We start from the raw sequence: 21,017 nt of genomic DNA on the forward strand, positions 1-21,017 counted from the left end.
CCTCGATGACCACGTCGGCGCCGAAGCCGCCGGTCAGCTCGCGGATCGCCTCGACCGCGTCGGCCTCCTTGGAGTTGACGGTGTGGGTCGCGCCCAGCTTCTTGGCGGTCTCCAGCTTGCGGTCGTCGATGTCCACCGCGATGACCTTCGCCGCGCCCGCCAGGCTGGACCCGGCGATCGCCGCGGCTCCGACACCGCCGCAGCCGATGACGGCGACCGTGTCACCGCGTCCGACGCTGCCGGTGTTGATGGCCGCGCCGATGCCCGCCATCACCCCGCACCCCAGCAACCCGGCGGCGGCCGGCGACGCGGCCCGGTCGACCTTGGTGCACTGCCCCGCCGCGACCAGCGTCTTCTCCGCGAACGCACCGATGCCCAGCGCCGGCGACAGCTCGGTGCCGTCGAGCAGGGTCATCTTCTGCTTGGCGTTGTGGGTGTTGAAGCAGTACCAGGGACGGCCGCGCAGACAGGCCCGGCACTGCCCGCACACCGCACGCCAGTTGAGGATGACGAAGTCTCCGGGGGCGACGTCGGTGACCCCCTCCCCCACCGACTCCACTACGCCCGCGGCCTCGTGGCCGAGCAGGAACGGGAAGTCGTCGTTGATGCCGCCCTCGCGATAGTGCAGATCGGTGTGGCAGACCCCGCAGGCCTCGATCTTCACCAGCGCCTCACCCGGACCCGGGTCGGGCACGACGATCGTCTCCAGGCTGACGGGGGCGCCCTTGCCCCGCGCGACGACAGCACGGACCTGGTGCGTCATGGCCACTCCTCGGATGGTCGGGACTCGAAATCAGATGTTGCTCATTACGGCACGCATCTCATGTGTCGCAACACAGCATCGTGGAGCGCAGACCGCCGGTCAAGCAGCTCGACGAGGGTTCCCGCAGTTGGGGAGCCGTGTGCCGGAACACCGCGAACGCCCGGCGGGGCCGTGGCCGGACGTACCGGTTCCACGACCCCGCCGGGCGCGGGTGACTCCGATCTCAGTGTGCGGGAGCCGATGCGGACTCCGTGGACTCCGTGGACTCCGCGTCGTCGGTGGGCGTGGCGGGGCCGATGCGCAGCTCGAAGTCGCCGTCGTACTTCTCCTGGCCGGCGATGACAGCCGTTTCGACGACCTCCTCACACTGCTGCCCCCGGATGATGAGCGGGTCGTGCCGCAGGTCGCGGGTGAGGGCCACACAGAGCCCGACCATCACCACGGCGAAGGGGGCCGCCGCGATAATGGTGAGATTCTGCAGTCCGGTGAGCGCGTCGCCCCCGCCGTCGCCGATGATCAGCATGATCGCGGCGACCGCTCCGGTCAGCACGCCCCAGAAGACCACGACGCCCCGGGACGGCTCCAGGGATCCGCGCTGCGAGAGCGTCCCCATCACGATCGAGGCGGCGTCGGCGCCGGAGACGAAGAAGATCCCGACGAGGATCATCACCACAATGCTCGTCACCGTGGCGATCGGGTACTGCTCAAGCACGTTGAAGAGCTGGCCCTCGGTTGTCGCGGCGTCGCTGAGCTTGCCGTCGTCCTGCAGGTGCATCGCCGAGCCGCCGAAGATCGCGAACCAGACGAGGCTGACGGTGCTGGGCACGAGAATGACACCGCCGACGAACTGCCGGATGGTCCGGCCGCGGCTGATGCGCGCGATGAACATGCCGACGAACGGCGTCCAGGAGATCCACCACGCCCAGTAGAAGACCGTCCAGCCGGACAGCCAGTCGCCGACTCCCTCACCGCTCGACGCCTCGGTACGCCCGGCCATCTGGGCCAGGTCGCCGGCGAAGGCGCCGATGGAGGTGGGCATCAGGTCGAGGACGAAGATGGTCGGCCCGACGAGGAACACGAAGACCGCCAGGCTCACCGCCAGCACCATGTTGATGTTGGACAGCCACTGGATGCCCTTGGCGATCCCGGACACCGCCGAGGCGACGAACGCCACGGTCAGCACCGCGATCACGGCGACCAGCAGGCCGGTGCCGACGGAATCCAGCCAGTCCAGCTCGGTGAAGCCGCTGCCGATCTGCAGGGCGCCGAGCCCCAAGGATGCCGCAGAGCCGAAGAGAGTGGCGATGATGGCGAGGATGTCGATGACCCGGCCGCCCCAGCCGTTCACCCGTTTCTCTCCGATCAGCGGGGTGAACACGGCACTGATCAGCTGCCGGCGTCCGCGCCGGAAGGTGCTGTAGGCGATGGCCAGGCCCACGACCGCGTACATCGCCCACGGGTGGAGCGTCCAGTGGAAGAGGGTGGTGGCCATGGCGGTCTCCATGGCCTGGTTGCTGTCGGCCGGGTCGGTGCCCGGCGGTGGCGTGGTGAAGTGTGCCAGCGGTTCGCTCACGCCCCAGAACATCAGGCCGATGCCCATGCCCGCGCTGAACATCATGGCGATCCACGAGATCGTGCGGAACTCGGGCTGCTCGCCCTCTTTGCCCAGGGTGATCCGCCCGTAACGGCTCATCGCCAGCCAGAGGGCGAAGACGACGAAACCCGAGGCCGCGAGGACGAACGCCCATCCGCCGTTGCTGATGGTTCCGTCCAGCAGGTCCGCGGACACGCTCTCCAGATTGTCGGTCGCCGTGACTCCCCACACGATGAAGGCGAGGGTGATGGCCGCGGAGATGCCGAAGACGACAAGGTCGGTCCGGGGACCGGCGGATTCCGCCGGGCCCCCCGGCAGCTTTGCCTCGCCGGGATGGCTTCGGCTCCCATCCATTTCTTGGGTTTTGCTCATCAACTCGTCCTTTCCACGGACACACCGGATCGGGTGGAAATTCGGTGTAGGAAGGGGAGGTGGGGCGGCTCAGACCCAGACCTCGTTGCGAATAATGCACGGGGATTCGTTATGGGCAACAACAATCTGCCGCCTCAGAAAACCTGTCAAGGGGCAAGTCGAGAAGCATTGCCCAACCGCAATAGACCCCGCTCGGGGCCGGACTCCCAGATCAGAACATGGCGTACCTCGGCCCCGGGAAGCAAGGCCGTACGCCGTGGTGCGCGTCGGTCACGCGAGGGGATACGCCTCGCCGGAGGCCGGTTCCAGCCGGACCACGATGGACTTCGACGTGGGGGTGTTGCTGACGTCCGCGGTGGAGTCCAGCGGTACGAGCACATTGGTCTCGGGGAAATAGGCGGCGCAGCACCCGCGAGGCGTCGGGTACGGCACGACCCGGAAGACCGGCGCCCTGCGCTCCACGCCGTCCTCGAACTCGCTGACGATGTCGACGAGGTCCCCTTCGGCCAGGCCTCGGTCGGTGAGGTCGTCGGGGTTCAGGAAGAGGACCCGGCGGCCCTGGTGGATGCCTCGGTAGCGGTCGTCCAGGCCGTAGATGGTGGTGTTGTACTGGTCGTGGGAGCGGAGCGTCTGCAGCAGCAGCCGGCCCGGCGGGACATGGGGCCGCTCCAGCGGGTTGACGGTGAAGTTGGCCAGACCGGTGGAGGTGGTGAAGCGTCGCTCGTCGCGTGGCGGGTGAGGCAGCGCGAAGCCGCCCGGCCGTCGTACCCGGGCGTTGAAGTCCTCGAAGCCGGGGATCACGCGTGCGATGCGGTCACGGATGCTGTCGTAATCCGACTCGAAGTCCTCCCAGGGCACGTGCGAGCCTGCTGTCGCCAGTGTGGCCCGGGCCATCCGGCAGACGATCTCGACCTCGCTCAGCAGGTGCTCCGACGCGGGGGCGAGCCGCCCCCGCGAGAGGTGCACCATGCCCATGGAGTCCTCCACCGTGACCAGCTGGGGCCCGGCCGGCCGCAGGTCGGCCTCGGTGCGGCCGAGACACGGGAGGATGAGTGCCTGTTCCCCCGCGATGACATGCGAGCGATTGAGCTTGGTCGAGATCTGGACGGTGAGGCGGCAGTTGCGCAACGCCTGCTCGGTCAGCTCGGTGTCGGGGGCCGCGCCGACGAAGTTGCCGCCCAGCGCCACGAAGACCCGTACGTCGCCGTCGCGCATGGCACGGATGCTCTCGACCGCGTCGTGACCGTGGCGCCGCGGGGGCGTGAACGCGAACTCGGCACCGAGCGCGTCCAGGAACGCGTCTTGCGGCTTCTCGTAGATGCCCATCGTCCGGTCGCCCTGCACGTTCGAATGGCCGCGCACCGGACAGAGGCCGGCGCCCGGGCGGCCGATGTTGCCGCGCAGCAGAAGGAAGTTGACGACGTCCCTGATGGTGGGCACGGAGTGCTTGTGCTGGGTGAGGCCCATCGCCCAGCACACGACGATCTTCTCGGCGGCCAGCACCTGGCGGAACGCGGCCCGGATCTCTTCCTCCGGCAGCCCGGTGGCCTGGAGGATCTCGTCCCACGGGGCCTTGCGGGCGTGCTCGGCGAACTCCTGGAAGCCATGTGTGTGCTGATCGATGAAGGACGTGTCCAGACAGGTGCCGGGAGCTTCGTCCTCCGCCTCCAGCAGCATGCGGTTGAAGGCCTGGAACAACGCCTGGTCTCCGCCCAGCCTGATCTGCAGGAACTGGTCCGCCAACCGCGTGCCGCCGCCGATGACGCCGGACGGCCGCTGGGGGTTCTTGAACCGGAGCAGCCCCGCCTCGGGCAGCGGATTGACCGCGATGACGCGAGCGCCCCGCCGCTTGGCCTGTTCCAGGGCGGAGAGCATGCGGGGGTGGTTGGTGCCGGGGTTCTGGCCGACCACGAAGATGAGATCGGCTTCGTAGAGGTCGTCCAGGCTTACGCTGCCCTTGCCGATGCCGATGGTCTGCGTCAGGGCCGAACCGCTCGACTCGTGGCACATGTTGGAGCAGTCCGGCAGGTTGTTGGTGCCGAGCATGCGCACGAACAGCTGATAGAGGAACGCGACCTCGTTGCTCGCCCGCCCGGAGGTGTAGAAGGCGGCCTGATCCGGGTGGTCCAGCGCGGAGAGTTCGCGGGCGATGACGGCGAACGCGTCGTCCCAGGAAATCGGCTGGTAGCGGTCGCTGCCCGCCGGACGGTACACGGGGTGGGTGAGGCGTCCCTGCTGGCCGAGCCAGTAGTCGCTGCGCGGAAGCAGATCCTCCAGCGTGTGCTCGGCGAAGAAGTCGGGGGTGACCCGGCGGACGGTGGCCTCCTCGGCCACGGCCTTGGCCCCGTTCTCGCAGAACTCCGCCCGGTGCCGGTGCTCCGGCTCGGGCCAGGCGCAGCCGGGGCAGTCGAAGCCCTCCTTCTGGTTCACCCGGAGCAGGGTGAGCAGGCTGCGGCGGACCCCCATCTGTTCGCCGGCATGGCGCAGCGAGGAGGTGACCGCGGGGAGGCCGGCGGCGTACTCCTTCGGCGGGCCGACCCGCAGACGGGCGTCCCCGGGGTCCTCAGCAGGTGGCTTGTGAGTCATCTGTAGCGCTGCTCCGCGGTGTCGGGGCATCAGAGCCATGCCGTTGCAGATCAGAGAGGGTTGCACATCGCACAACGATGGGTGAGATACGCAACAGCCTAAGAAAGCCCCACTGCCGACCCGCTGTCAAGGCCGGCGATGGCTCCGAGGAGACGCGACTACCTCGCGGGTATCGCCTGATCGTTCCGCAGCGCCGTGAACAGGGCCCGCGCCCGCCGCTCGTCCCATTTCACCGCGCTGCCCTTGGACGTGCGGAGATCGGGGTTGGAGACGGGCACGTTCAGCTGGTTGCCCTGCCCCGACGCGGCCTCCTGCATCGCCTCGAACAGCGACAGGAGGTCGGGCAGGTCCGTGCCCTTGTCCACGATCAGCGTGTCGAGGCCCGCGGCGGCCATGGGAAGCGACTTGGTCGGGTCGAGGAGGGTGGACGGCGTGACCGCCTTCTCCGCGAGCGCGGCCAGGAACTTCTGCTGGTTGCGGGTGCGCCCCAGGTCGCCTGCGGCCTCCTGCTTGCGCTGCCGTACGAAAGCCAGTGCCTCGGCGCCGTCGAGGGTCTGGCAGCCTCTGGGCAGGTCGGCGCCCGAGTCCTTGTCCTGCACGGCCCGCGCCAGGCACATGTCGACGCCACCGACCGCGTCGACGACGCTGACGAAGCCGGCGAAGCCGATCTCCGCGTAGTGGTCGATGCGCACCCCGGTGTTGCGTTCCACGGTACGGACGAGCAGCTCGGGGCCGCCGAGCGAGAACGCCGCGTTGAGCTTGTCGGGTGCCGCGGCATAGCGCCTGCCGGTGTCCGGGTCGACGTAGGGCGGGAGGGTCACCCACGAGTCCCGCGGCAGGCTCAGCATCGTGGTGCCGCCGGCCCCGGTGTGCAGCAGGATCATCGAGTCGGTGCGGCGGCCCTCGGTCGAGCCGGTGTTCAGGTCCCGCTGCTCCCGCAGGGACAGGCCCTCGCGGCTGTCGGAGCCCACCACCAGGTAGTTGGTGCCCTCGCCGCGGGGCGCGCGGCCGGTGAGCGCGCCGAGGTCGACCTCCTGGTTGAGGCGGGTGGCGGCCCAGACGTACGTGCCGGCGCCGGAGAGCAGCAGCGCGGCCGACAGGATGGCCGCCGTCCGCACGACGCGGCGGCGCCGGGGGCGGCGGCGCCCGTGGGTCTGGCCGCGGTGGTCGTAGACACCCTGGTCGTAGCGGCCGGGGGTGGCGGGCGAGGGCATACCGGGCAGGGGGGCCGTGCGGGTCGAGGGCGGGGGCACCGCCGGGGACGTCGGTGCGGCGCCCGGCACCGCCTCCCCCGTCCGGTGGTCTCTGGTCCAGTTGTCTCCAGTCCAGTGGCCTCCCGTCCGGAGTTCTGCCGCCCGATGGTCTCCTGGGTGGTCGGTCCAGTCGTTCATCCACCCGTCCCGCTGGTTCAGCTCGAAGGGTCAACGCATCCGCAGCCTCTTGTACGGAACGGGACCACCGATCTGTTCAGCGGCCGAGCCGGATCGCTTGACTCGGTGCCACTTCAGCCGGCTGCCGAGCAGCAGGGCGACCAGGGACTGGATGACGACCAGGTACATCAGCTGCCGGTAGACGATGATCTGCAGCGGCATCGTCCACAGCGTCCGCAGCCGCTCGCTGTCGAGTCGCAGGGCGTAGCCGGACGTGGCGAGCTGCACACCGAGGAAGGCGAACCACACCAGGGCCGACTCCAGCGGGTCGCGGAAGAGCACACCGTACAGCGCGTAGACGTCGATGACGGGCGCGAGGAGCGGCAGGGCGACCTGGAAGAGCGCGATGTACGGCAGTCCGCGCCGGCCGAAGCGCCCGGCCGTGCCTCTGCTGAAGAAGGCAGCGCGGTGCTTCCACATCGCCTGGATCGTGCCGTAGCACCAGCGGTAGCGCTGCTGCCACAACTGGCGTACCGACGTGGGCACTTCGGTCCAGGCGACGGCCGACTCCTCGTACAGCACCCGCCAGCCCGCCCGCCACAGGGCCATCGTGAGGTCGGTGTCCTCGGCGAGGGTGTCGTCGCTGAGCCCGCCGACACCCAGCACCGCTCCCCGGCGGAAGGCACCGATGGCACCGGGCACGGTCGTCATGCACTCCAGGACCTCGAACATGCGCCGGTCGAGGTTGAAGCCGAAGACGTACTCCAGGTGCTGCCACCTGGCCAGCAGCCCGCGCCGGTTGCCGACCTTGGTGTTGCCGCTGACGGCGCCGACGGCGGCGTGCGCGAGCGGCTGGACGAGCCGCTGGACGGCATCGGGCTCGAAGACGGTGTCGGCGTCGACCATCACCACGATGTCGTACCGCGCCTGCGCCAGCCCGGTGTTGAGCGCGGCGGCCTTGCCCTCGTTGCGCTTGCGGATCACCTCCACGCGCGGATCCGCGATGCCCCCGGCGATCTCGGCCGTACGGTCGGTCGACCCGTCGTCGATCACGATGATCTGGAGTTGCTGATGGGTGGAGTCGAGCAGTGAAAGGACGGTGGACTCGATGCCGGCCTCTTCGTTGTACGCGGGCACGAGCACCGTCACCGGCCCGGTGACCTCCCGCATCCACGGCGCCCCCGGCCTGAACCGCTCCAGCCGGCGCACATGAGCCCGGGCGAACAGGGCGAGCAGCACCAGCCGCAGCACACCGAGGCCGCCGGCCAGGCCGAGGGTCCAGATCATGGCCGTGGAGAAGGCGCGGCCGGCGGCCGTGGCCCAGATCAGCGCCTGCCCCTGCCATCGATCGACGGTGGAGGCGGAGGTGTAGGGGACGAGATCGAGGCCCGCGGACACGGTGGTGAACCGGTCGACGTCCGGGTTCCCGAGGAGCTTCTTCGCCTCCTGGTACGCGGTGGCCGTCTGGCTCAGCTGCCTGACCGTCCCCAGCGCCGGCTTCCGCGACCCCTTGTCGGCGGCGACGAGCACGTAGCCGTACTCGGTGGCACGCCGGGCCGCCTGCCACTCGCGGCCGCACAGCGTGTCCGGTGTCGTGGTCCGCGGCAGCCGCAGCAGATTGGTGTGCACGCCGGTGGCGCCCGCCAACGCGGCCTGGGTCATGTCGAGTTCGGCGTCGAAGCGGGGCGGTGAGGACTCGCCGAGCACGGCACCGGTGTACGTGTTCGAGCCGATCTCGTGCCCCTCGGCGCGGATCCGCCGGATCAGCTCGGGGTACCGGGCCGCCTGGGCGCCGTTGACGAAGAAGGTGGCGCGGGCCCCGTTCGTGCGCAGCAGGTCGAGCAGGCGCGGAGTCCAGACGGGGTCGGGACCGCCGTCGAAGGTGAGCGCCACGGTGCGGGGCGGCATCGCGGCCGTCTGGATCCCGTCGCGGTTGATCCCGATCACCGGCCCGCCCTCCGCCACGGCATCCGGCACGGGCGAGGTGCACGGCGACCGCGTCTTCGCGGCATCGACCTCGTGCTCGGTCCAGCCCTGGAAGAGCAGGGCGGCGAACAGGGCGGGGAGGGTGAGGGCCAGTAACAGCCAGTGGCCACGGGGGTCGCGGCTCTGTTTGTGACGGGCCTTCTGGCGGGTCTTCTGGCGGGTTTTCTGGCGGCTCTTCGGCTCGGCCGTCACGGGAGCCCACCTCCCCAGGGGCCGTCACCTCCGCGGGGGGTTTCACCTCTGCTCACGGCCGAGGAGATCGTCTTCCGCTGCTGGGCGAGGCTGGGGGTACGCATGGGGCGCGAGTCTAGTTACGGGGTTTCGATCACGCGGGCATAACACCGAGCTTCACAGGGAAGCCCGGGCGGACAGCGGCGGCGCTGAGCCTGTCCCGTCAGCACCTCCCCCAGGGTCTTCCAGAAACCCTGGGGGCCGTCGCCGACCGTCCGCCCACGAGGCGGTGCGCCGGGACCGTTCAGGTGGTCGGGGCGGCGGCTGTGCGACCACGGGGGTAGGTCTTCCGCCCAGCCCGATGCCCGGGCCGGTCGTCGCGTACGCCGAGCAGGGCGACGCAGCCCAGCAGGGGGCCGATCGCCAGGACGGCGAATGCCGCGTAGAAGGAGTCGGCGGGTGCAGGTAGACGGGAACGCCGAGTTCCTCGACGGTGGCCCAGAACCCGGCGTACCGCGAGTCGTCGAGATAGACGACGGTCTCCGCGTCGCCGACCTGGGAGAACCCGTTGACCAGGGCGCCGACCAGGCCGAGTTCACCGACGGCACGCCGTAGCTCGGCCACCGCCGCGTCCGGGTCCTGGAGGGGCAGGGCGGCGAAGGAGGCGAAGCGGTCCGGCCGTCGGGACACCTGCCGCGCGGCGTAGTCGTTGAGCCTGCGTGCCCAGTCGACGGCCTGCTTGGGTTCGTGCAGGGACTGGATACCGGGCGAGAGCAGCGAGAGCACGGCCTTCTCGATGCCGCATTCGTCCATGATGCGCAGCCGGTCGTCATGGATGTCGAGCAGCATGTCGCGGTGGGCCGGCCAGGCGTCGGCCGTGAAGTGGGCCGCCGACTGTTCCACGATGTCGGGGTCGGTGGCACCGAAGTGCTCTTCGAGAGCGATCTTGTTCAGCAAGTCGGCCTCCGGGTGCGGGTCGGGGTGCGGGTGGTGTGGGAGGCGGCCGGTCAGTCCGGCAGGCGGGCGCCCTGGCGGTCGAGTTCACGGCGTACGGCGTCCGGTGTGACGTCGTGCCCGTCGGCGGTGAAGGCGGCGGCGACGCCGGCGGCCTGGCCGGTGGCGAAGGCGGTGCCCATGACGCGCAGCGAGGCACCGGCGCCGCGGTCTCCGTCGATGGTGCGGCCGGCGCCGAACAGGTTGGACGTGTTCCTGCTCCACAGGACGTCCAGGGGGATCCCGTAGTAGCCCGGATCCGCGATGTACTTCCACTCCAGCGGCAGCCCCGGCCCGGGGTGGGACTCGATCGGCCAGGCGCCGACGGCCACGCAGCCGTCCACCGGGGCGGGCCGTAGGACGTCCTTCTCACTCAGCTGCGCGCGTCCGGTGAGATGGCGGGACTCCCGCGTCCCCATCTCGGGGCCGGTGCTGACGATGTAGGCGCCGCCGCAGCCGGGCAGGGACCTCACGACGCGCAGATACGCCTGCGCCTGCCGTCGTGCGCTGCGTTCGGCGCGGCTGGTGTCGGCCGCGCTGCGGGCGTCGTAGCTCTCGTCCGCGAGATAGGTGATCACGTCCCCGGACACCGGCATCCGTGCGATCAGCCCGGTGTGACCGGTGAGTTCGGACACCCCCGACGCCTTGGCCGCGCGGACCGCCTCGGACAGCGCCTCACGCGTCACCGGCACATCAGCCGGGATGCCTCCGAACCGTACGCCGAGGGTGCCGTTGAGCACCCAGCCGTCGTTGCCGTACCGCACCTCGGCCCCTGCCTGGTGGGCCAGGTCGGCCTCGCCGCTGGCATCGACGAAGGCCGCGGCCGTGAACTCGTGGAAACCGGAGTGATCGGCCACGCGCACGGTCGTGACCCGGCCGTCCTCTCGTGTGGCGGCGCAGATGTGTGAGTGCAGCAGCACCTCCACACCGGCCTGCTCGCACAGCTCGTCGGCCACGCGCTTGACGGCCTCGGGGTCGAAGACGACCGCGACGGCCTTGAAGTCGGTCGGCTCGCTCAGGGCGTCGAGGGCGCGCAGACCGGCCAGCATCTCCTCGGCGACCCCGAAGACCACCTGCCGTCGCTGCGGGGTGTAGAGGCCGCAGTACGTCACGACGCTGCGCAGGGTGGCCGCCCCGCCCAGACACGGGCCGCGCTCGATCAGGAGGGTGCGGGCACCGGCCCGTCGCGCGCCGATGGCGGCCGCGATACCGGCTGACCCGCCCCCGGCCACGATGACGTCGTAGTGACTGTTCAACGCTGTCTTCCCTTCTGGCGCACTCGTACCGTCCGCGTGGTGTGGCTGCGTCCCGCGCACGCTGCGTCGCGCGGCCCGCCTTGCCCACGAGGCAAAGCCCCTCGGATTGCCGAGTGCGCTGTGCGTGTGCTGACGCACTGAGTACACCGGCGTTGACGGGGGCGCGTCCAATGCCGTTTCCTCAGAGGGGCTATGCCTGACAGGCAGAGCACCGGAAAGGGAGGTCCCGTGGAGCTGCGTCATCTCAGGTACTTCGTCGCCGTCGCGGAGGAGGGCGCGATGGCGCGTGCCGCAGAGCGGCTCCACCTCACTCAGCCGTCGTTGAGCAGACAGATCCGCCAGCTGGAACGCGACATGGGCACGCCGCTCTTCGAGCGCACCACGCGCGGTACGACGCTGACGGCAGCGGGTACGGCCCTGCACCGGCACGCGCTGCTGCTGCTCCGGCTCGCCGACGCGACGAAGGACGTGGCACGCGCGCCGGACACGGCCCGCGACATGGTGAACCTGGGGGTCCCCCAGGGCGTGCCTCCGGACCAGCTCATGCGGGTGCTCGCGGAGGTGGAGGAACGTCTGCCGCACACCGCGATCAGCATCACCGAAGCAAGCAGCGCCGAGCAGTTGAAGCTGATCCGGGAGGGCCACCTGGACCTGGGGATCGTGCGCGAACGGCCGTCCGGGAACCTCCTCGCGGAGCGGCTCTTCGACGTGCCGACCGGCCTCGCCGTGCGGCCCGGACACCACCTCGCCGAAAAGCCGGTATGCCGGCTGAGCGACTTGGACGGCCTCCGGGTCCTCGCCCACGGGCGCCAGCAGGTTCCGGTCCTCCACGACCGGCTCGTGGTCGCCGCACACGACGCGGGGCTGGTGCCCCTCTGGCACTTCGCGCAGTTCTCGGAACACGCTCTGGTCTGCGCCCAGGCGACCAAGGCCGAAGCGGTCCTGCTGATCGAGCACTCCGCGCGCCGGCTCCTGCCGGACTGGCCATGGCTGCGGCTGGCCGAAGCGGACTTGGCCCTGACCACCTGGCTGGCCTGGCCGTCCGACACCCGGAGTGTGGTCCGCCGCGTCGCCCGCGTCGTGAGCGGCTGCCTCGTCGGTGCCTCGTCGCCGGACGAGAAGCCGTCAGTACTCCCGTCGTAGCCGGCTCTTCCTGCGTGAACTCCGCTGTCTGCTCGCGGAGTTGCTGTGGCGCTGCGTGACTGTCCGACGGCGGTTCTCCGCGACCGGGTTGTTGGTTAGGGTGACGAGGACGACGGGGGGCTCGGGTTGGATCGCCTGGCAGGAGCGGATCTGGCAGTTGGACAGGCCCGGTTCGTGCACGAGTTCGTGCACGAGAAGGCCGCTGCCGCAGGCCGCCCGGACGCGGTGGGCGTGTGACCGGTCGGCCGGCGCCCGCAGTGCTTCCCCCGTCGCTGCGCTCGGGGCTCGGGCTGATCGCCTCGCTCGCCGCGCTGGTGGTCGCCGTGATCGGGGTGCTGTACGCGGGCCACAGCGAGCCGGGCAGGGTGGACCGGTGGATCGTCGATCCGACGGCGGACAGTGTGCGGCCGCCATGGCGGCGGGTCGCTCTGGCCACGGACTTCCTGGGGGAGCCCGCCGGAGCCGCGATGCTGGTCGGAGCCACCGCGGCCGGCTGCCTGCTGCTTCGGCGTCCTCGCGCGGCGGTGCTCGTCGTTGCCGGTACCGGCATGACCGTGGGGACGACGATGCTGCTCAAGCGTCTGGTGGAGCGCACCATCCACGGTGCCGGCAACCTGTCCTACCCGAGCGGGCACACCGCCTTCCTCACCGCGCTCGCCCTGGTGGTGGCGCTGCTCGCGACCGGCCCGCTCGGGCTCGGCAGGACGGCCGGCACGTCACTCGTGCTCGCCGCGGCGCTGGTGTCCGGCGCCGCCATGGGCTGGGCGCAGGTCGCCCTGAGCGCGCACTACCCGACCGATGTCCTCGGCGGCTGGTGCACCGCGCTGGCGGTGGTGCCGGCGACCGCGTGGCTGGTCGACCGGATGGCCGACCGGCTCGTCGACCGGACGGCCCACGCCGGTCCACGGGAGCGCCGCTGACGTCACGTCACGCCAGGCGCCGGAACACGGGCTTCACCGGCCGCCCGCCCAGCCAGGGGGTGGGGTCACCCGCGTCCAGTGCCTTCCGGTACACCGCACATGCCTGGGCCACCGCCTCGACGGTGTGGTCGATGTCGGCGTCGCTGAGCGCGCTGCTCACCACGAACGACGGGGCCAGCACCCCGCCCGCGAGGAGCCGGCGCAGGAACAGGGTGCGGTACCGCTGCGACGGCTGCCGGTTCTCGTCGAGGGTGGCGAAGACCAGATTGCTGGCCCGGCCCCGTACGACGACGTGGTCGCCGACGCCCATGCCGGCCGCGGCGTCGCGGACACCGGCGGCCAGCCGCTCGCCGAGGGCGTGCAGCCGCGCGGTGACGCCCTCCTCGGCGTACGTGGTCTGCACGGCCATCGCGGCGGCCAGCGAGTGTGTTTCCGCGCCGTGCGTGGTGGACAGCAGGAACACCCGGTCGCCGCAGTGGCGCAGCCCGCCCCGCTCCATCAGCTCGCGGCGTCCGGCCAGCGCGGAGACGGCGAACCCGTTGCCCAGCGCCTTGCCGAACGTGGAGAGGTCGGGGACGACGCCGTACAGGCCCTGGGCGCCCGCCTCGGACCAGCGGAAGCCGGTGATCATCTCGTCGAAGACCAGGACGCAGCCGTGCCGGTCGGCCAGCTCGCGCAGGCCGGTGAGGTAGCCGGGCGGCGGCTCGGTGTGGGTGGCGGGTTCGAGGATCAGACAGGCGATTTCGCCCTGGTACCGGGTGAGCAGGTCCTCGGTGGCGGCCAGGTCACCGTAGGGGAACGCCACGGTGAGGTCGGTGGTCGCCGCCGGAATACCCGCGGACATCGGCGTGGTGCCGATGAACCAGTCGTCGGTGGAGAAGAAGGGGTGGTCGGCGCAGAGGGCCACCCGCGGGCGGCCGGTGGCGGCGCGGGCGAGGCGCACCGCGGCGGTGGTGGCGTCGGAGCCGTTCTTCGCGAACTTCACCATGTCGGCGGTCGGCACCGTGGCCAGGAACCGTTCCGCGGCCTCGACCTCCACGATGGACGGCCGCACGAAGTTGCTGCCGCGGTCGAGTTCCCGCCGCACCGCCTCGGTCACGCGCGGGTGGGCGTGGCCGAGGCTGACCGACCGCAGGCCTGAGCCGTACTCGACGTAGCGGTTGCCGTCGACGTCCCACACATGGGCACCGCGTCCGTGGCTGATGACCGGGGCCAGGTCCTCGGGGTACTGGTCGTCGCCCTTGGCGTAGGTGTGCGCGCCGCCGGGGATCATGGCGTGCAGCCGCTCGTTCGCCGTCCGCGACCGGGGCAGTCGGAGCTCTTCGGTGTCCACGCCGGCCTCAACTCTCTTTCTGCTTAAGGACCTCGGCGAGGCTCGGCGCCTCCCGGTCCCGCTGGGACATCGAGGTGACCGGCAGCGGCCACGGTATGGCGAGTTCCGGGTCGTCGAAGGCGATCGTCACGTCCTCGGCGGGATCGTGCGGGCGGTCGATCCGGTAGGAGGTGTCGGCGGTTTCGGTCAGCGCCTGGAAGCCGTGCGCGCAGCCCGCCGGGATGTACAGGGTCGCCTGCGTGTCGCCGGACAGCTCGAAGGAGGCCCGGCCCAGGTACGTCGGCGAGTCCGGCCGCAGGTCCACGACGACGTCGTAGATCCTCCCGTACGAGCACCGCACCAGCTTGGCCTCGCCGGCGCCGGAGCGCAGGTGCAGGCCGCGCAGCACGCCCCGGACCGAGCGGGAGACGCTGTCCTGGACGAAGGCGTTCGGGTCGAGGCCCACCGAGCGGATCACGTCGGCGTCGAAGGTGCGGCAGAAGAAGCCGCGCTCGTCGGCGTACGGCGTCGCCTCGAACAGGTACGCACCGGCGATTTCCGGGACTTCGGTCGCTTTCATGGAGTCTCCCGATGGGCGGCCGCCGGGAAGAGGGCCGCGGTCAAGGCCGTGAACTGCTGCTGGAGTTGCCGGGCTGCTGTCCGGTTCCGCTCGGCGAGGGCCTGGCGCAGCTGTGCCGATCGCTTCTCCAGCGCCCGGAACTGTTCGAGGAGCCGGTCGGTGTCGACCTCGCGGGCCGGGTGGCAGTACGTGCCAAGGCCCATCCGGTCCATGAGCGCGTCGCTCTTCGCGGCGTAGCTGAGCGCAAGCGTCGGTGTGCCGGCCTTCAGCGCGCAGACCAGGTTGTGGTACCGGGTCGCCACCACGCTGTCGGCAGCCGCCGTCTCCGTCATCAGGTCGGCCAGCGAGGCTGCCTCGGAGGCGGTGACCAGCGGCGAGTCCACCGCGTCGAGGATCGCGGCGACCACCGGAGCGTCGCACGCGTCGCCGGTGAGCAGCCGGACCGGCCTGCCGTCCTCGGCCAGCGCGCGGACGAACCGGGCCGTCCCGTCGAGGTAGCGCCGGTGGATCTCCTCGGCCCGGGCGCGGTCGTCGTTGCCGCCGTGGAAGTCCATGACGCCGACGCAGACCGCGCCCGGCGAGTCCGAAGACGCGCTCGCCGGCGGCGCCGGCAGGGCGAAGGCAAGGTCCGGGTAGACCTCGTCGCGCGCGGTGTCCACGCCCATCGCCCGCATCGCGTCGCGGGACAGGGTGTCCCGGTACGACCGGTACGCGGCCAGCCGCGCCGACCAGCGCACCAGGGCCCGGGTGGGCCGGTCGCCGATCGCGTCCGCGCCGACGCCGACCAGCGCGACCCGGGTGCGCAGCAGCCGGCCGCTCGCGCACAGCAGGAACAGCGAGTACGGGAAACCCCACGGCCGCAGCGGCAGCGTGGCCTCCAGGACGCCCATGCCCGGCACGATCACCACATCGTGCCGGCGCACCCAGGCGGCGGTGCGGACGGCGTCGACGAGTTTGCCCAGCCCCTTCGCCGCGATCGCGCCCGCACGCGACGCGGTCCGGTACTCCGCGCGGTTCCAGTGCAGCCGCGTCGCGGGGATGCCGTACCGGGCCGCGACGACCTCGGGCCCGCCGCACAGCGCGTCCACGACCGCCTCCGGATGCTCGGCGCGGAGGTACCCGAGCACGGCTTCGAGCGACCCGTCGTTGCCGAGGTTGCCGGAGCCGAGCAGGCCGAACACCCCCACGCGTGGCGCGGTCGTCATGCCCCCCGCCCCTCACGCCCCGCGACGAGGGCGTCGACGGAGACGGTGAGCTTGGCCGGGTCGACCGGGGCGCGGTCCTCCACCCGCTCGCCGGCACCCGGCCGGGCCCGGCTGGCCATCCATGCGGCCAGGTGGCGGTAGCACGCGCGCCGTTCGGCCGGGGACAGCGGCGCCCGCCGGATCGCCGAGACGAAACCCCAGACGTACTCGGCGAGCAGCCGGGGCGTCGGGTGCAGCGGGCCCGCCCGGCGCGGGTCCAGGTTGACGCACCGGGAGCGCTTGGACGGGTTCGCCCGCTCGGCGCGGGTGGGGTGGTCGCGGCGGAAGTACAGCAGCTCCGGCACCTGGTGGAAGGGCCCGTGCAGGCCGATCTCGGAGACGAACGTGCGGTCCGCGTGGTGGTAGCTGTCGTGCGGCTTCACCCGGCGCAGCACATCGGCCCGCATCACCCCGTAGAAGTCGTCGCCGCCGGGCTCGAACAGCATGCTGCGGAACCGCTCCGGCGCGTGCGGCGAGCCGGTGGCGAGCGTGTACGCGTACGGGACCTTCACCTTCCCGTCCTCGTCGATGACCGCCTGGTCGGCGTGGGCGAGGACGATGTCGGGCCGCTCGTCCAGCGCCTCCACGCAGCGCCGCAGCAGGTCCCGGGCGTACAGGTCGTCGTGCGAGGCCCACTTGAACAGCTCGCCGTGGCACTGGGTGAACACGTGGTTGTGGTTGGGCGCGGCGCCGATGTTCCGGGGCAGCCGGATGTACCGGATACGCGAGTCCTGAGCCGCGTACCTGCGGCAGATGTCCTCGGTCGCATCGGTCGAGGCGTTGTCGGAGAGGACCAGTTCGAAGTCGTCGTAGGTCTGGCCGAGCAGGGCGTCGAGCGACTCGGCCAGGTACTCCTCGCCGTTGTACACGGGCAGGCCGATGCTCAGCCGGGGGTGGCGGGTCATGGCGTCCTCACTTCGCGGATGGTGTTGGGGGTGTCTGATGGATCTCCGCGGGAAAAGAGCGGCGTCCGGTGCGTGCTCTCGGCGTGCCGGCCGGAAGCCCTCGTACTGGGTGTACTTGGGCTTTCGGCCGGTGCGGCGAGTGGGGACACCTCCCACGCCCTTAAGGCAGTGGGGAAGCGTGCCGGGCGTCGCGACGCCGCGGAGATCCATCAGACACCCCCTCGGTGGTGCTCGCGCAGGGCGGACCGCAACTGCAGCCACCACACGGCCGAGCCGCAGACGGTCGCGGCGGCGACGCCCCAGGCCGAGCCGACGGTGCCGCCGACGGCCGCCCCGCCGAGCCCGCCGCCGACGTAGCAGGCGGAGGCGAACAGCTGGGAGCGCAGGCTGTTCCGGGCCGCGCCGAGCGCGCGCAGCCCGGCCGCGGCGCCGGTGCCGAGACCGGCGCCCGCGACGCCGAGCGTGACCGGCACGATGAGCTCCGCGGCGGCGCTCCAGACACCGCCGAGCACGAACTCGCCGGCGCGGTCCGGCACCAGCAGCAGCGCCCCGCCCCACAGCAGTGCGGCGGCGGCCTGACCGCCGCCCAGCAGAAGGCAGAAGGTGCCGAGGCGGTGCGGGGCCCGCCGCAGCACCCGTGCCGCCTCCGCGACGGTGACCAGTGAAAGGCCCATCAGTACGGCCATGAACGGGCCGAGCAGCAGTTCGGCGCCCCGGACCACACCCACGGCGCCGATCCCGACGATCGCGCCGAGCCCGTACGCCCGCAGCTGGCCCGCGCCGCTGTTGCTGACGTTCTCGACCAGGTAGCGGGAGCCGAGGTCGCGGTGGGCGCGGAGCCACTCGCGCACTCCGGTCAGCCGGGGCCGGATCCCGGACTGGAAGCAGCCGTATCCCGCGGCCACCGCGGCGGACCCGCCCCAGGCCAGCAGATACGCGGCCACGCTGCCCACGCGGGCCGCCGCCACCATGGCCGGGACGAGCGCGACGCCCCACACGAGGTCGTTGACGAACGCCTTCCGCCCGGCCCCGGCGGCGAAGAAGGCGAACCGCCACGCGTCCTGCAGCAGCAGCCCCGGCAGTACGACTCCGAGGCAGGCGAACGCGGGCCCCACCCGGCCGCCGAGACCGAGCCCGGCCACCACGGACGCCACCACGGACGCCGCCCCGAGAGCCGCACCGACGGTGAGCGCGGTACCCGACGACCGGGCCACCGCCCCACGCCAGGACACCTCCGGCACCCCGCTGAAGCGCACCACGAGCGGATCGGTGGCAAGGCCCCGGGAGACGTTGAGCACCACGCCGTAGGTCACCCAGGCCAGGCTGAACACGCCGAACGCGGTCACCCCGAGCGAGCGCGCCACGTAGATCCCCACCGCGAAGTTGGTCATGCTGGAGGCCGCCTGGTCGGCCAGCCCCCAGGACAACCGGCCGACGAGGGCCCGCCGGGCGGTCGCCGCCTTCGGCCTCGTCTTCTCCTCCTCGGTGGTCATCGGCGTCATGCCTTGATCAGCCCGGCGCCGTGCAGGGCGTCGGCCGCGGCGGCGACGGCGCTGAACGGCAGCCCGGACCGCGCGGCGACGTCCAGCAGACTGTGCTCGCCGTCGGAGAGGTTGAGCACCCAGAGCATGGCCATCTGGGCCTGCTTGGTGTCGCTGCGGCCACCGAGCGCGTCGTACAGCCCACGCCGGCCCAACTGCGGTTCGCCGCACGGGCTGAGGTTCAGGTACCGCCGGTTGCGGTCGAGGACGGCGAACGCCTCCCGGCAGACCGCGAGGGTGTCCGCCATCGCCTCCGGGGAGACGAAGTCCAGGTCGTCCGCCGAGGTGTGGTACTCGGGGTAGCCCGCGTACGGGGTCCGGGTGAGCGAGCCCACGCCGAGGTTGAACCCGGGTGAGCAGAACTGCCGCTCGTCGTAGCCGTACGGAGTGAACTCGGTGACGCGGTGCGGGCGTTCGGAGGCGGCCAGGACGTGCCGCAGCACCTGGTCGATCTCCGCGTCGCCACGCCTGCTCCGCTTGTACGTCAGGTGCCCCGGGTCTCCGGCGCAGGCCAGCACCAGGCCGTGCCTGACCCGTGCCACCCGCTCCGCGTTGCGGGCCAGCCAGGTGATCGCCCCGATGGTGCCGGGCGCGAACAGGAACCGGTAGGTGTAGTACGGGGTTTGCTCGGCCAGCGCCCGGGCCAGGAACGTCGCCACCGCGATGCCGGCCAGGTTGTCGTTGGCCAGCGACGGGTGGCAGACGTGGCAGGAGACGATCACCTCGTCGGGGACCTGTCCCGGGACCACGTGCTCGGCGTAGGTGAGATGACCGTCCGCGAGGGTGGAGTCGATGCGCACCTCGTACTCGCCGTCCGGCATCGCGTCCAGGGTCGCCTGGGCCAGGCAGAACCCCCAGGTCGGCTGGTAGTAACTCGTGCGGTACGGCACCCAGTCGGGGTGGTCCGGCAGGGTGTGCAGGTGTGCGCGCAGCTCGGCCAGCGGCATGGTCGCCGACACCGGCACGCTGTAGCCGAGCACGTGCAGGCTGGACGCGGCGAAGTCGACGACCCGGTGGCCGGTGGCATCGGCGATGTAGGCGTCCCGGATGTTCCACTCCTGCGGCACCGTCCAGTCCAGCACCTGGGTCCCTGTGGGCACCTCGTGCACGTGCAGCGGGATGTACTCGCCGACGATGTCCAGGGTGGCGCGCACGCCATCGCCGGTGATGCTCCGGCAGAGCGGGTACAGCCGCTTGACCAGCGCGTACATCTCCTCGCCGAGCGAGACCACCGGCTGTTCGCCGACCGCGGTCATCGGCGCCACCGCAGGGTGCCGTCGACGGCGCCGGACTCGGACGCCGCGCGCAGCACGGCGAGCCGCGTGAAGCGCCGGTCGAACTCCTCCCGGGTCAGCCCGAACTTCCGGTAGGCGTCGGCGAGTTCGAGCGCGCCCTGCTTCACCGTCCACGCGCAGTCGAAGCCGGGTATCGCGGCGCGGAACCGGGAGAAGTCCACCCGGTACGACCGCGGATCGGCACCGGTCTCCCCGGTGATCACCACCTTCGATCCGGATACCGCCTCGGCGACCTGACCGGCGATCTCGGCGACCGTGACGTTGTTGGTCTCGCTGCCGATGTTGAACGCCCGGTCGTGCACCGCTTCCCGCGGCGCGGTCAGCGCGGCTGCGAAGGCCCGCGCGATGTCGGCGGCGTGCACCAGCGGACGCCAGGGGGTGCCGTCGGAGAGCACCAGGACCTCGCCGGACAGGAGGGCGTGGCCCACCAGGTTGTTCAGCACGATGTCGGCGCGCAGCCGGGGCGAGTAGCCGAAGGCGGTGGCGTTGCGCATGAACACCGGCGTGAAGTCGCCGTCGGCCAGCGCGTGCAGGTCGTCCTCCACCCGCACCTTGGACTCCGCGTACGGCGTCACCGGCCGCAGCGGGGCGTCCTCGCCCACCAGGTCGTCACCGCCGGCTGCGCCGTAGACCGAGCAGGTCGACGCGTACAGGAAGCGCCGCACTCCGGCGTCGCGGGCCAGCCGGGCCAGGCGTACGGACGCGTGGTGGTTGATGTCGTAGGTGAGTTCCGGCGCCAGCGACCCCAGCGGGTCGTTGGAGAGGGCGGCCAGGTGGATCACGGCGTCCGCCCCGGCCACGTGGTCGGCCGTGACGTCGCGCAGGTCCACCCGGTGTCCCTGGGGGTCCGCGGGCGGCGGGCCGAGGACGCAGTCGGCGAACAGGCCGGAGTCGAGGCCGGTGACTTCGTGTCCGGCGGCCCTGAGGACCGGGGCCATCACGGTGCCCAGGTAGCCCTGGTGTCCGGTCAGTAGTACGCGCAAGGT

The 21,017-nt window shown here is 71.5% G+C and carries 16 protein-coding genes; 2 read left to right on the forward strand and 14 right to left on the reverse strand.

Annotation, left to right across the window (positions count from 1 at the left end):
- The 7 genes from GFH49_RS11495 to GFH49_RS11530 form a co-directional block, all read right to left on the reverse strand.
- The coding region (locus GFH49_RS11495; RefSeq protein ID WP_155055740.1) for an alcohol dehydrogenase catalytic domain-containing protein at positions 1–763 on the reverse strand (763 nt) is incomplete at its 3' end.
- A gap of 223 nt (positions 764–986) precedes the next feature.
- Positions 987–2,729 carry a BCCT family transporter gene (locus GFH49_RS11505; RefSeq protein ID WP_155055742.1) on the reverse strand — a complete coding sequence of 581 codons (1,743 nt, stop codon included), beginning with the start codon at positions 2,727–2,729 and terminating at the stop codon, positions 987–989.
- Positions 2,730–2,999: 270 nt separating this feature from the next.
- Entirely contained in the window at positions 3,000–5,315 is a 2,316-nt protein-coding gene (locus GFH49_RS11510) for an FdhF/YdeP family oxidoreductase (protein ID WP_155055743.1), read from the reverse strand.
- Between the two features lie 158 nt (positions 5,316–5,473).
- Positions 5,474–6,529 (reverse strand): LCP family protein, encoded by a 1,056-nt coding sequence (locus tag GFH49_RS11515; protein ID WP_230396247.1) that lies wholly within the window; start codon positions 6,527–6,529, stop codon positions 5,474–5,476.
- Positions 6,530–6,736: 207 nt separating this feature from the next.
- A complete protein-coding gene (locus GFH49_RS11520) occupies positions 6,737–8,863 on the reverse strand; it encodes a bifunctional polysaccharide deacetylase/glycosyltransferase family 2 protein (RefSeq protein ID WP_230396248.1) in 2,127 nt (708 codons plus the stop codon).
- A 156-nt stretch (positions 8,864–9,019) separates the two neighbouring features.
- Positions 9,020–9,799: an amidohydrolase family protein gene (locus GFH49_RS40955; protein WP_328288273.1), complete on the reverse strand. Its 780-nt coding sequence runs from the start codon at positions 9,797–9,799 to the stop codon at positions 9,020–9,022.
- A gap of 50 nt (positions 9,800–9,849) precedes the next feature.
- Positions 9,850–11,091, reverse strand: a complete 1,242-nt coding sequence (locus GFH49_RS11530; protein WP_155055745.1) for an FAD-dependent oxidoreductase — start codon at positions 11,089–11,091, stop codon at positions 9,850–9,852.
- Positions 11,092–11,319: 228 nt separating this feature from the next.
- Between GFH49_RS11530 and GFH49_RS11535 the strand changes: the two genes are divergently transcribed.
- Positions 11,320–12,234 carry a LysR family transcriptional regulator gene (locus GFH49_RS11535; protein WP_155055746.1) on the forward strand — a complete coding sequence of 305 codons (915 nt, stop codon included), beginning with the start codon at positions 11,320–11,322 and terminating at the stop codon, positions 12,232–12,234.
- Positions 12,235–12,467: 233 nt separating this feature from the next.
- Complete coding sequence (locus GFH49_RS11540; protein ID WP_155055747.1) at positions 12,468–13,154, forward strand: phosphatase PAP2 family protein; 687 nt, start codon at positions 12,468–12,470, stop codon at positions 13,152–13,154.
- A 7-nt stretch (positions 13,155–13,161) separates the two neighbouring features.
- Here GFH49_RS11540 and GFH49_RS11545 read toward each other — a convergent pair whose 3' ends face one another.
- The 7 genes from GFH49_RS11545 to GFH49_RS11580 all read right to left on the reverse strand — a co-directional run bounded on the left by GFH49_RS11545 (position 13,162) and on the right by GFH49_RS11580 (position 21,014).
- Positions 13,162–14,487: a glutamate-1-semialdehyde 2,1-aminomutase gene (locus GFH49_RS11545; RefSeq protein ID WP_155055748.1), complete on the reverse strand. Its 1,326-nt coding sequence runs from the start codon at positions 14,485–14,487 to the stop codon at positions 13,162–13,164.
- Between the two features lie 7 nt (positions 14,488–14,494).
- Positions 14,495–15,046, reverse strand: a complete 552-nt coding sequence (rfbC, locus tag GFH49_RS11550) for a dTDP-4-dehydrorhamnose 3,5-epimerase (protein WP_155055749.1) — start codon at positions 15,044–15,046, stop codon at positions 14,495–14,497.
- Positions 15,043–16,251, reverse strand: a complete 1,209-nt coding sequence (locus GFH49_RS11555; protein ID WP_155055750.1) for a polysaccharide pyruvyl transferase family protein — start codon at positions 16,249–16,251, stop codon at positions 15,043–15,045. Before GFH49_RS11555 ends, rfbC begins: the two co-directional genes overlap by 4 nt.
- Positions 16,248–17,195 carry a glycosyltransferase family 2 protein gene (locus GFH49_RS11560; protein ID WP_155055751.1) on the reverse strand — a complete coding sequence of 316 codons (948 nt, stop codon included), beginning with the start codon at positions 17,193–17,195 and terminating at the stop codon, positions 16,248–16,250. Before GFH49_RS11560 ends, GFH49_RS11555 begins: the two co-directional genes overlap by 4 nt.
- A gap of 209 nt (positions 17,196–17,404) precedes the next feature.
- Positions 17,405–18,688, reverse strand: coding sequence for an MATE family efflux transporter (locus GFH49_RS11570; RefSeq protein ID WP_408055903.1), 1,284 nt, complete (start codon positions 18,686–18,688; stop codon positions 17,405–17,407).
- Between the two features lie 5 nt (positions 18,689–18,693).
- Positions 18,694–19,992, reverse strand: coding sequence for a DUF4910 domain-containing protein (locus GFH49_RS11575; protein WP_155055754.1), 1,299 nt, complete (start codon positions 19,990–19,992; stop codon positions 18,694–18,696).
- Positions 19,989–21,014 (reverse strand): NAD-dependent epimerase/dehydratase family protein, encoded by a 1,026-nt coding sequence (locus GFH49_RS11580; RefSeq protein ID WP_155055755.1) that lies wholly within the window; start codon positions 21,012–21,014, stop codon positions 19,989–19,991. Before GFH49_RS11580 ends, GFH49_RS11575 begins: the two co-directional genes overlap by 4 nt.
- Positions 21,015–21,017: the final 3 nt, after the last annotated feature.

The sequence above is a fragment of the Streptomyces blattellae genome (genome assembly GCF_009709555.1).
In the GTDB taxonomy this organism is placed as follows: domain Bacteria; phylum Actinomycetota; class Actinomycetes; order Streptomycetales; family Streptomycetaceae; genus Streptomyces; species Streptomyces blattellae.